Below are 11,367 nucleotides of genomic sequence, written 5' to 3'. Positions count from 1 at the left end.
ATTGTTTTTAGGTCCGGCTCAGCCGGCGATTTCCGCGGTCTCCAGCACGGCGTGCAGCAGCACGTCGGCTCCGGCCGCCGCCCATTCCGGGCTGATCTCCTCTGCCTCATTATGCGACAATCCGCCGACGCATGGGCACATGATCATCGTCGTCGGCGCCACCTTGGCCGTCCAGCAGGCATCATGGCCCGCGCCGGAGATGATATCCATGTGGCTGTAGCCGAGCCGCTCGGCCGCGCCGCGCACGCGGCCGACCAGGGTCGGGTCGAAGGTGACGGGATCGAAATGGCCGACCGCCTCGATCGCAGAGCCGACGCCGAGCGCCTCGGCGATCGCGGCGGCTTCCTTCTCGATCCGTGCGCGCATGGCGTTCAGCTTGGCAAGCTCGGGCGTCCGGATGTCGATCGTGAAGACGACCTTGCCCGGGAGCACGTTGCGCGAATTGGGGGTGAAGAACACCTGGCCGACGCCGCCGACGGCACCCGGCTGGTTCTCCATCGCGACCTGCTGCACCATCTCGAAGATGCGCGCCATGGCGAAGCCGGCATTGACGCGCAGGTTCATCGGCGTCGAGCCGGTATGCGCCTCGCGGCCGGTCAGCGTCACCTCGAGCCACCACAGGCCCTGGCAATGCGTGACGACGCCGATCTGCTTCTGCTCGGCCTCGAGGATCGGGCCCTGCTCGATGTGATACTCGAAATAGGCGTGCATCTTGCGGGCGCCGACTTCCTCGTCGCCGACCCAGCCGATCCGCTTCAGTTCATCGCCGAAGGCGAGGCCCTCGGGATCCCTACGGGAATAGGCGTAGTCGATCGGAATGGCGCCGGCGAAGACGCCGGAAGCGAGCATGGCCGGGGCGAAGCGGGCGCCCTCTTCATTGGTCCAGTTGGTGACGACGACCGGATGCTTCGTCTTGATGCCGAGGTCATTCAGGCTTCGGATCACCTCGAGACCCGCCAGCACGCCGAGAACGCCGTCATACTTGCCGCCGGTCGGCTGGGTATCGAGATGGCTGCCGATATAGACGGGCAGCGCCTCCGGGTCGGTGCCCGGCCGCGTCGCGAACATGGTGCCCATCTTGTCGACGCCGAGCGTCATGCCCGCCGCCTCGCACCATGCCTGGAACAGCTTGCGTCCCTCGGCGTCGGCATCGGTCAGCGTCTGGCGGTTGTTGCCGCCCGCGATGCCCGGCCCGACCTTGGCCATCTCCATCAAGCTGTCCCAGAGGCGTTCGCCATTGATGCGGAGATTATCGGTCGGGGCCGTCATGCATGTCGTCTTTCGTCGTTAGGGCTCCCGGCCGTTTCTTCCGGCCGGGGCGGGAGAAAACTCGCAGTCATCCGCGGCGCCGAGGCGCGACGCGGCCGAAAGCATCGCCGCCGAAGCGGCGATGCGAACTCGTGAGAACCGTCCCGACGACACCTTAGTCACATCGTCGGGAAGTTGAAGACCGCGCCGGACTTGATCCCGTCCGGCCAGCGGGTCGTCACCGTCTTCAGGCGCGTATAGAAATGCACGCCCTCCGGTCCGTAGATGGCGTGATCGCCAAAGATCGACCGCTTCCAGCCGCCGAACGAATGATAGGCGACCGGAACCGGAATCGGCACGTTGACGCCCACCATGCCCGCCTCGACCTTGTCGGCGAAGGAGCGCGCGGCGTCGCCGTCGCGGGTGAAGATCGCGGTGCCGTTGCCATATTCGTGGGCATTGATGAGTTCGAGGGCATCGGCATAGGAGTTGGCGCGGAGCACGGAGAGCACGGGACCGAAGATCTCCTCGCGGTAGATCGTCATATCCTTGTCCACATGATCAAAAAGCGTGCCACCGACGAAGTAGCCGTTTTCGTAGCCCTGCAGCTTGAAGCCGCGGCCGTCGACCACGAGCCTGGCTCCCTCGGCGACGCCCTTGTCGATATAACCGAGTACCTTCTCCATGTGCTGCTTCGTGACCAGCGGCCCCATCTCGGCGTCGCGATCCGTCGCCGGGCCGATCTTCAGCGCGCGGACGCGCGGCGCCAGCGTTTCGATCAGCGCGTCGGCCGTCTTCTGGCCGACAGGCACCGCCACCGAGACCGCCATGCAGCGCTCGCCGGCCGAACCGTAGCCCGCACCCATCAGCGCATCGGCGACCTTGTCCATATCGGCATCCGGCATCACCACCAGATGGTTCTTGGCGCCGCCGAGCGCCTGAACCCGCTTTCCGGCCGCCGTTCCCGTCGCATAGACATATTGCGCGATCGGCGTCGAACCGACGAAGGAAACCGCCTTGATGTCGGGATGATGCAGGATCGCGTCGACGACCTCCTTGTCGCCATGCACGACATTCAGCACGCCCGGCGGCAGGCCGGCCTCGTGCAGCAGCTCGGCCGTCAGCATCGCCGCGCCGGGATCACGCTCCGACGGCTTCAGGATGAAGGTGTTGCCGCAGGCGATCGCCACCGGATACATCCAGAGCGGCACCATGCAGGGGAAGTTGAACGGCGTGATGCCGGCGACGACGCCGAGCGCCTGGCGGTCGGAATAGGTGTCAATCGCCGGGCCGACATTCTTCGAATATTCGCCCTTCAGCAGATGCGGGATTCCGCAGGCGAACTCGACGACCTCGAGGCCGCGCTGCACTTCGCCGAGCGCGTCGTCATGGGTCTTGCCGTGCTCGGCCGAGATGGCGCGGGCGATGCGGTCGGCGTTCTGTTCCAGCAGGTCCTTGAACTTGAACATCACGCGGGCGCGCTTCATCGGCGGCGTATCGGCCCAGGCCGGGAACGCCGCCTTGGCCGAGGCGACGGCGGCATCGAGCTCGGCCGAGGTCGAGAGCGGCAGCGTCGCCACCGGCTCGCCGGTGGCGGGGTTGTAGACCGGCTGGCTGCGCGTCGACGCCGAAAGCGACGGCTTGCCGTCAACCAGATTGGGGATGGTGTTCAGACTGATCGCGTCCATGGTTTCCTCCCGCGCTTCTCAGTCGATTTCCTTCAGCACGCCCGAAAGCGTGTCGAAGATTTCGTCGATCTGGCTCTTCTCGATGACCAGCGGCGGCGACAGCGCGATGATGTCGCCGGTCGTGCGGATCAATAGATTGCGCTCATAGGCCTTCAGGAAAGCCTGGAAGGCGCGTTTCGTCGGGGCGCCGGGGATCGATTCCAGCTCGATCGCGCCGATCAGGCCGAGATTACGGATGTCGATGACGTGCGGCAGGCCCTTCAGGCTGTGCAGCGCGTCTTCCCAATATTGGGCAATCTCGGAAACACGCGTCAGCAGGCCTTCCTCGGCATAGACGTCGAGGGTGGCGAGCGAGGCGGCGCAGGCAACCGGATGGGCCGAATAGGTGTAGCCGTGGAACAGCTCGATCGTGTTCTCCGGCGCATCCATGAACGCGTCGTAGATCTTGGACGAGCAGAACACGGCGCCCATCGGCACGACGCCGCTGGTCAGGCCCTTGGCGGTGGTGACGAGATCGGGGATGACGTCGAAATAATCGACGGCGAACGGCGTGCCGAGACGGCCGAAGCCGGTGATGACCTCGTCGAAGATCAGCAGGATGTCATGCTTGTCGCAGATCTCGCGCAGGCGCTTCAGATAGCCCTTCGGCGGCACCAGCACGCCGGTCGAGCAGGCGACCGGCTCGACGATCAGTGCGGCGATATTGGAGGCGTCATGCAGCGCGATGACCTTTTCCAGGTCGTCGGCGAATTCGGCGCCGAACTCCGGCTGGCCGCGCGAGAAGGCGTTGCGGGCGGGGTCATGCGTATGGCGGATGTGGTCGACGCCGGTCAGCATGGTGCCGAAGGTCTTGCGGTTGCCGGAGATGCCGCCGACCGAGATACCGCCGAAGCCGACGCCGTGATAGCCGCGCTCACGCCCGAGCAGGCGGTACTTGGTGCCGTTGCCCTTGGCGCGGTGATAGGCGAGCGCGATCTTCAGCGCCGTATCGACCGATTCCGAGCCCGAATTGGTGAAGAAGACGTGGTCGAGCGGCTTCGGCATCATCGCCGCGAGACGCGCGGCCAGTTCGAACGCCTTCGGATGGCCCATCTGGAAGGCCGGCGCATAGTCGAGCTCGGCAACCTGCTTCGACACCGCCTCGACGATCTTGGTCCGGCCGTGGCCGGCATTGACGCACCAAAGGCCGGCCGTGCCGTCGAGGATCTGGCGACCGTCCGCCGAGGTGTAGTGCATGTCCTTGGCGCCGACCAGCATGCGCGGGTTCTGCTTGAACTGGCGGTTCGCCGTGAACGGCATCCAGAAGGCTTCGAGGTTGTTCGAATACTGCGCGCTTGTCATTTTTTCGGGGGTCCTCATGCGGCCGTCTTCCTGGCGGGGCCGGTCATTTTTATGAACGTAGCCGCAGGGTCTAGGCCGGTCAATTCGTTGCAACCGTTAATACTGTTCTTTATATTGAACACATGAACGCCTCGAATTTCGATATCGACGTCGGCGCGCGACTGCGCGAACTGCGGATCCGCCACGGCCTGTCGCAGCGCGCGCTCGCCAAGCGCGCGGGCGTGTCGAACGCGACCGTGTCGATGATCGAGGCGAACCGGATCAGCCCCTCCGTCTCGGGACTGCGGCAGATCCTGGCCGGCATCCCGCTCAGCCTTTCCGAGTTCTTCGCCGAGGCGAAGCCGGCGGTGGAGCCGGTGGTGTTCCGCGCCTCGGAACTCAAGGAGATCGCCGGCGGCAAGATCTCGTTCCGCCAGGTCGGCGGCAATCTCGAGGGACGTTCGCTGCAGATGCTGCATGAGCGCTACAAGCCGGGCGCGGTCTCCGGCAAGGCGATGCTGTCGCACCAGGGCGAGGAAGCGGGCCTGATCATCCGCGGCCGCATGCTGCTGGAAGTCGACGGCCGGCGCTACGAGCTCAACCCCGGCGACGCCTACTTCTTCGACAGCCGCAAACCGCACGCCTTCAAGAATATCGGCGAGGACGACCTGGAGCTCGTCTCCGCCTGCACGCCGCCGAGCTTCTGAGCCGCCGACGCGCGGCGAAGCCATTGAAATCGAGCCGGAATCGACCGAAAGTCCCACTCGAATGGCAGAGGGACCGGATGACAGGCGCGCCATGGGGAACGAACGGGAGACTCGACCACCGTCATGACACCTGCGAACACCGCGCGCGCCAGCCAGACCAAGAAGCGGACGCGCATCCAGGAAGAGAACGAGGAGCGCATTCTCGACGCGGCTCTGGAGATCTTCTCGACCTACGGCCTGCGCGGCGCCACCGTCGACCAGATCGCCGAGCTCGCCGGCATGACCAAGCCGAACCTGCTCTACTATTTCCGCCGCAAGGACGACATCTACCTCGCCATCCTGAGCCGCACGCTGGAACTATGGCTGCAGCCGCTGGAGACGCTGGGCGAAGGCGACGACCCGATCACCGAGATCCGCGCCTATATCGACCGCAAGCTGGAGATCTCGCGCGACAATCCCAAGGCCTCGCGGCTCTACGCGATCGAGGTGCTGCAGGGCGCGCCCGTCATCGGCACGCTGCTGAACAACCGCCTGAAGACTCTGGTCGACAGCAAGGCGGCGGTGATCCGGCGCTGGGTCGACGAGGGACGCCTCGCCCCGATCGACCCCTATCACCTGATCTTCATGATCTGGGCGACGACGCAGCACTATGCCGATTTCGAGGTGCAGGTGCGGGCGATGCTGGGCGAGGCCGCCGACGATAACCGCCATTTCGACACGGCGACGCGAACGCTGGAGGATATCTTCCTGAGCGGCCTGCTGCCGAAAGCCTGAGGCGACAACCTCAGGCGGCCGCCTCGCGCGCCAGGAAGGCGACCGCCGCGTCGACCTGCTCGCGCGCGATGCTGTGGCCGAGCCCACCGAGAGGAAGAAAGGCCGTATCGAATCCGGCCGCCTGGAACCGCGCCGCGGCGTCCCTGCCCTCGGCGATCGGGATCACCCGGTCGTCGGCGCCATGGCTCAGCAGCAGGCGCGGCGATTGCGCCGTCGCGGCGCCGACCGGCCCGCCAAAACGTCCGGCAAGCGCGATGCCGTGACCGAAGGCTTGGCCGGCCGCCGCCATCGCCAGTGTCAGGATGGCGCCCTGGCTGAAGCCGAGCAGCGCCAGGTCGGCCGGCGCTATTCCCTCGGCAGCGGCGAGCGCCGCGAGGCGCGGCGTCAACGACGACAGGGCCTCGGCGACGCGCGGCCCGCGATTGGCCTCGGTAATACCAACGATCGAGAACCACTGGCGGCCGGGTCCGCCACCGCTGAACGGGTCCGGCCCGCCCAGGAGGATGCAGGCGCGGCTTTCGTCGGTCGCGCAGAGCATCTGCGCGACCGGGAGCAGCTCGTCCGCCATCGCGCCGACCCCGTGCAGCAGCACGACGAGATGGCGCGGCGCCGCGGCGCCGATCCGGAGCGCGAGCGGATCGAGGGGGTGACGCGTGACGGACATGTTCTGGCCTCCAGCGGGACGGGCCGATTGTCGGAATGGAATTCAGCGGACCGGCCGGCGCTACTTCGCGAGACCGAGCTGCGTCATGTAGGTCTGGTTGTCCCAGAACAGGTACTCTTCGTCCATCGTGCCGTTCTTCCAGTGGCTGACGGTCGCCATCGGCAGCTTGAAGCTCTTTCCGGTCGGCGCGATCTCGCCATTGGGCGTCGGCATCGGCTTGGTGAAGGTGCCCTCCATGATGCCTGTGACGGCCGTCCATTCGCCGTCGCCAACCCGCACGGGATGCTCCTTGATGCGGGTGTCGGGAGCATAGACGAACATCGCCTTGAGATCGGCGATGTGCCGGTCGATTCCCTTGGTGGTGTGACCGTCCGGCCAATGGACCAGCACGTCGGCGCTATGGCTTTCCTTGAGCCGGTCCCATTCCTGGTTCGAGAACACGTCGAAATCGAGCGTGTCGAACGTCGCCAGATGGGCCTTGGCGATCTTCTCTGCCGTGCGGTAGCGCGCGAGCGCCTCTCCATCATCCGAAGCCGCAATGGCGGGAGCGGCGGCGCCGAGGGCGAGGCCGAGGCCAAGCACGAGGGCAGCCATGCGGCGGTTGGTCGTGAGGGTCATCATCGATCTCCTGTTGGGCGGCGGCCGTACTGGCCAGGCCACGGCAGGAGGTTGCACCCGGACGGACCTCTGCGATATTGCCAATTGAAGCAGATCGATCCTGCAAAAACGTTGAGGCATCCGCATGGACTGGGAAGACCTGAAGACCTTTCTCGCCATAGCGAGGGAAGGCAATCTCTCCGCCGGCGCTCGCGCGCTCGGGGTCAGCCAGACCACGATGGGCCGACGGCTCGAGGCCTTGCATGAGCGGATCGGCGCCAAGCTGCTGCAGCGCACGCCGGCCGGCTTCGTGCTGACATCCGCCGGCGAGGCCATCCTCCCGACCGTCGAACGCATGGAGGCCGAGGCGCTGGCGATCGAGCGGACGATCGGCGGCGAGGACATCCGCCTCGAGGGACTGGTGCGCATCACGACGGTCGAGGCCTTCGGCTCGGAGATGATCGCGCCGGCGCTCGCGCAGTTGCAGGAGCGCTTTCCCGGCATCGCGGTCGAACTGATCACCGACAACCGGGCGCTGAGCCTGGCGCGGCGCGAAGCGGACATCGCCATCCGCCTGGCGACGTTCGAACAGCACCGGGCCGTGGTGCAGCGGGTCGCCGACATGGCGTTCGGGCTCTATGCCTCGACTCGCTATCTGGCGGAGCGGGCGATGCCCGACTGGTCCGACGGCGCGGCGGGGCATCGGCTGATCACCTTGCAGGACGACCTAGCGAACGTGCCGGAGGCGCTCTGGTTGCGCGCGACGGCGAATGCCGCGACGCCGGGGCTGCTGGCCGACAGCCGCTATGTCCAGCTGCAGGCCTGCTGCGCCGGATTGGGCCTCGCCTGCCTGCCGCGCTATCTTGCCGACCGCCACGCCAATCTGAAGCGGCTGCGTCCCCCGACGCCGCCACCGGCGCGGGGGATCTGGCTTGGCGTGCACGAGGACCTGCGCCGCACCCCGCGCATCCGCGCGACGCTGGATGTCCTGGTCGCCGCGATCCGGGCCGGAAGCAAAAGCCTGTCGCCCGCGGACTGAGACTCTCCGTCTGGTTTCCATCAGCCTCGTCCGGGCCGAGGCGCCTGCCAAAGTGTCCGCCAATTCGCCCCCAAGTACTGGCGCACGAATTGCATGATCCAGCGGCGACATTATCGCGGGGAGAGTGCTGATGCTTCGTACGTTTGTGTCCGGTGAAGGCGAAATACCCTCCAGCGGCCTCGTATCCGACTATCTCGCCGAACTTCATTTCCGCATCAGCCATCTCTCCGGCGGCGCCGTGGCGTCCTACATACCGGAACTTGCCAAGGCCGATCCGAAACTCTGCGGCATCGCCATCGCGACGATTGACGGCAAGACCTATTCGGCTGGCGATGCGGATGTCGAGTTCACGATCCAGTCGGTGTCGAAGCCGTTCGTCTATGGTTATGCGCTGGAGCGGCATGGCCGCGAGGCCATCCTGCAACGCGTCGGCGTCGAGCCGACCGGCGAAGCCTTCAACTCGATCGTGCTGGACGAGGTCCATAACCGCCCCTTCAACCCGATGGTCAATGCCGGGGCGATCGCCATTGCCGAGACGATCAAGGGCGCCACCCCGGCGGAGCGCGCGCAGAATATGCTGACCCTGTTCTCGCGCCTCGCCGGCAGGCGGCTATCGATCGACGAACAGGTCTACCGCTCCGAGCTGGAGACGGGGCACCGCAACCGGGCCATCGCCTATATGATGCTGAACTCGGGCATGATCCGCCGCGCGCCGGAGGACATACTCGACGTCTATTTCCGCCAGTGCGCCGTGCGCGTCACCGCCCGCGACCTCGCGGTGATGGCGGCGACGCTGGCGAATGACGGCGTCAACCCGCTGAGCGGCGAGCGCGTGATCGCGACCGAATATGTCTCGGATATCCTGACCGTGATGAACACGTGCGGTATGTATAACTATGCTGGCCAATGGTCCTACGACGTCGGCATCCCGGCCAAGAGCGGCGTCGCCGGTTCGATCCTCGCCGTCATTCCGGGCCAGCTCGGCATCGCCGTGTTCTCGCCGCCGATCGACCAGCACGGCAACAGCGTGCGCGGCGTCGCCGCCTGCAAGGAAATCGCCCAGGATTTCCGCCTCAACATCTTCCGCAGCCATGTCTCGACCAGCACGGTGATCCGGCGCGAACTCTATGGCGACATCATCCATTCGAAGCGCGCCCGCAACCCGCTGGAGCGACGGCTGCTCAGCGAGACCGGGCGCCGGATCTGCATCATCGAGGTGCAGGGCCCCCTGTTCTTCGGCTCGGCCGAGCGGCTGATCCGCCGGATCGGCGACGTCCAGTCGACGACCAGCCACGTGATCCTCGATTTCCGCCGCGTGCCGAGCGCCGACGAGGCGGCGTCGCAATTGCTGGCGCGGCTGGCGGGCGCGTTCAACGAAACCGGCCGCAAGCTGCTGATTTCCCACCTCGCCCACCAGCCCGCGCTGGCCACGCTGCACGAGGCGATGGAGCAGGCGCTGCCCGAACAGATCTTCGAGCATCGCGACGCGGCGCTCGAATGGTGCGAGAACGCCGTCATCGCCGAGGCGGGAATCCAGTTCGACGCCACCCGCTTCTCGCTCTCGGAGCTGCACATCTTCAAATCGCTGGCGCGCGACGACCTCAGGCTGCTGGAGGCGCTGGCGCGGCCGATGATCTTCGAGGCCGGCGACCGCATCATCCGCACCGGCGACCCGGCACGGCTCTTCTTCGTCATCGCGCGCGGCACGGTCACGGTCGAACTGGCCGACGCCGTGCAGGCAACGCACCAGAACCTCCGCATCGCCTCGATGGGCCCGGGCCTGTCCTTCGGTGAAATGGCGCTGCTCGACGGCGGCACCCGCTCGGCCGATGTCGTCGCGAACGAGCGGGTGGTCTGCTACGGCTTTTCCGTCGACGCGATCCATGAACTGGGCCGCACCCACCCGCATGTGCTCACGACGATCTACGCCAATATGATGCGTGACTTCTCGGAACGCCTCCGGCGCGCGAATGACGAGATCCGCGCGCTGGAGCAGTGATCATTCCGCCGGCTCGGCCGGCACGAAGGCCTTCGCCATCGGGTTGTTCTTGTGCGTCGTCCAGTTGGCGTATTCACCGGTGATCGGGAAGCCGGTACGCGGGTCAACGCCCGAAACCATCGGTTCCATCGTGATGCAGTTCTCGACCGGGCAGACATTGACGCAGAGGTTGCAGCCGACGCATTCGGCGTCGATCACCTCGAAATGCCGGGCGCCGTCGACCATCGACGTAATCGCCTGGTGCGAAGTGTCCTCGCAGGCGATGTGGCAGCGGCCGCACTTGATGCAGGCGTCCTGGTCGATCTTCGCTTTCGCCACGTAGTTCAGGTTCAGATACTGCCAGTCGGTGACGTTGCCGACCGCCCGGCCGACGATGTCGTCGATCGAGGTGAAGCCGTGCTTGTCCATGTAGCTCGACAGGCCCGAGATCATCTCCTGCACGATGCGGAAGCCATAGGTCATGGCGGCGGTGCAGACCTGGACGTTGCCGGCGCCGAGCGTCATGAACTCGACCGCATCGCGCCAGGTGGTGATGCCGCCGATGCCGGAGATCGGCAGGCCGCGGGTCTGCGGGTCGCGGGCAATTTCGGCCGTCATGTTGAGGGCGATCGGCTTCACCGCCGGGCCGCAATACCCGCCATGGCTGCCCTTGCCGTCGACCGTCGGGATCGGCGCGAAATTGTCGATGTCGACGCCGATGATCGAGTTGATGGTGTTGATCAGCGACACCGCGTCGGCGCCGCCCCGATGCGCGGCGCGGGCCGAGGTGCGGATGTCGGAGATGTTGGGCGTCAGCTTGACGATGACAGGCATGCGGGTGTGCTGCTTGCACCAGCGCGTGACCATCTCGACATATTCCGGCACCTGGCCGACGGCGGCGCCCATGCCGCGTTCGCTCATGCCGTGCGGGCAGCCGAAATTGAGCTCGACGCCGTCCGCCTCGGTTTCCTCGACCTTGGCGAGGATGTCCTTCCAGTAGTGCTCCTCGCAGGGAACCATCAGCGAGACGACCAGCGCCCGGTCCGGCCAGTCGCGCTTGACCTCCTTGATCTCGCGCAGGTTCACCTCGAGCGGCCGGTCGGTGATCAGCTCGATATTGTTGAGGCCGATCAGGCGGCGGTCGTTCGAATGGATCGCGCCATAGCGCGGGCCGGAGACATTGACGACCGGCGGATCGGTGCCGAGCGTCTTCCAGACGACGCCGCCCCAGCCATCCTTGAAGGCGCGGACGACGTTGTAGGCCTTGTCGGTGGGCGGCGCGGAGGCCAGCCAGAACGGATTGGGCGACTTGATGCCGACAAAACTGGACGCGAGATTGGCCATGGGTTCCT

The 11,367-nt window shown here is 66.1% G+C and carries 10 protein-coding genes; 4 read left to right on the top strand and 6 right to left on the bottom strand.

Annotated elements, in window-relative coordinates; all coding sequences use genetic code 11:
* Positions 1-18: 18 nt before the first annotated feature.
* From OSH07_RS03650 to aptA, 3 genes are all read right to left on the bottom strand, one after another.
* Entirely contained in the window at positions 19-1,269 is a 1,251-nt protein-coding gene (locus OSH07_RS03650; protein WP_266337232.1) for a Zn-dependent hydrolase, read from the bottom strand.
* A gap of 158 nt (positions 1,270-1,427) precedes the next feature.
* Positions 1,428-2,936, bottom strand: coding sequence for a CoA-acylating methylmalonate-semialdehyde dehydrogenase (locus tag OSH07_RS03645; RefSeq protein WP_277614109.1), 1,509 nt, complete (start codon positions 2,934-2,936; stop codon positions 1,428-1,430).
* 18 nt (positions 2,937-2,954) lie between these two features.
* Complete coding sequence (gene aptA, locus OSH07_RS03640; RefSeq protein WP_266337231.1) at positions 2,955-4,277, bottom strand: omega-aminotransferase AptA; 1,323 nt, start codon at positions 4,275-4,277, stop codon at positions 2,955-2,957.
* A gap of 122 nt (positions 4,278-4,399) precedes the next feature.
* Between aptA and OSH07_RS03635 the strand changes: the two genes are divergently transcribed.
* Entirely contained in the window at positions 4,400-4,963 is a 564-nt protein-coding gene (locus tag OSH07_RS03635) for a cupin domain-containing protein (RefSeq protein ID WP_266337230.1), read from the top strand.
* A gap of 123 nt (positions 4,964-5,086) precedes the next feature.
* Positions 5,087-5,737 carry a TetR family transcriptional regulator C-terminal domain-containing protein gene (locus OSH07_RS03630; RefSeq protein WP_266337229.1) on the top strand — a complete coding sequence of 217 codons (651 nt, stop codon included), beginning with the start codon at positions 5,087-5,089 and terminating at the stop codon, positions 5,735-5,737.
* 10 nt (positions 5,738-5,747) lie between these two features.
* Here OSH07_RS03630 and OSH07_RS03625 read toward each other — a convergent pair whose 3' ends face one another.
* Positions 5,748-6,401 carry an alpha/beta hydrolase family protein gene (locus OSH07_RS03625; RefSeq protein ID WP_266337228.1) on the bottom strand — a complete coding sequence of 218 codons (654 nt, stop codon included), beginning with the start codon at positions 6,399-6,401 and terminating at the stop codon, positions 5,748-5,750.
* A 60-nt stretch (positions 6,402-6,461) separates the two neighbouring features.
* Entirely contained in the window at positions 6,462-7,019 is a 558-nt protein-coding gene (locus OSH07_RS03620; RefSeq protein WP_266337227.1) for an ester cyclase, read from the bottom strand.
* 124 nt (positions 7,020-7,143) lie between these two features.
* Between OSH07_RS03620 and OSH07_RS03615 the strand changes: the two genes are divergently transcribed.
* Complete coding sequence (locus OSH07_RS03615; protein WP_266337226.1) at positions 7,144-8,037, top strand: LysR family transcriptional regulator; 894 nt, start codon at positions 7,144-7,146, stop codon at positions 8,035-8,037.
* 130 nt (positions 8,038-8,167) lie between these two features.
* Complete coding sequence (glsA, locus tag OSH07_RS03610; RefSeq protein ID WP_266337225.1) at positions 8,168-10,036, top strand: glutaminase A; 1,869 nt, start codon at positions 8,168-8,170, stop codon at positions 10,034-10,036.
* On the opposite strand, the gene preA is transcribed toward glsA, so the two are convergent.
* The gene (gene preA / locus OSH07_RS03605) at positions 10,037-11,359 is read right to left on the bottom strand and encodes an NAD-dependent dihydropyrimidine dehydrogenase subunit PreA (RefSeq protein ID WP_266337224.1); all 1,323 of its coding nucleotides are present in this window, start codon (positions 11,357-11,359) and stop codon (positions 10,037-10,039) included.
* Positions 11,360-11,367: the final 8 nt, after the last annotated feature.

The organism is Kaistia nematophila, from assembly GCF_026343855.1.
Taxonomy (GTDB): domain Bacteria; phylum Pseudomonadota; class Alphaproteobacteria; order Rhizobiales; family Kaistiaceae; genus Kaistia; species Kaistia nematophila.
Note: the sequence above shows the minus strand (reverse complement) of the source record. Positions and strands in the feature narration are given on the sequence as shown.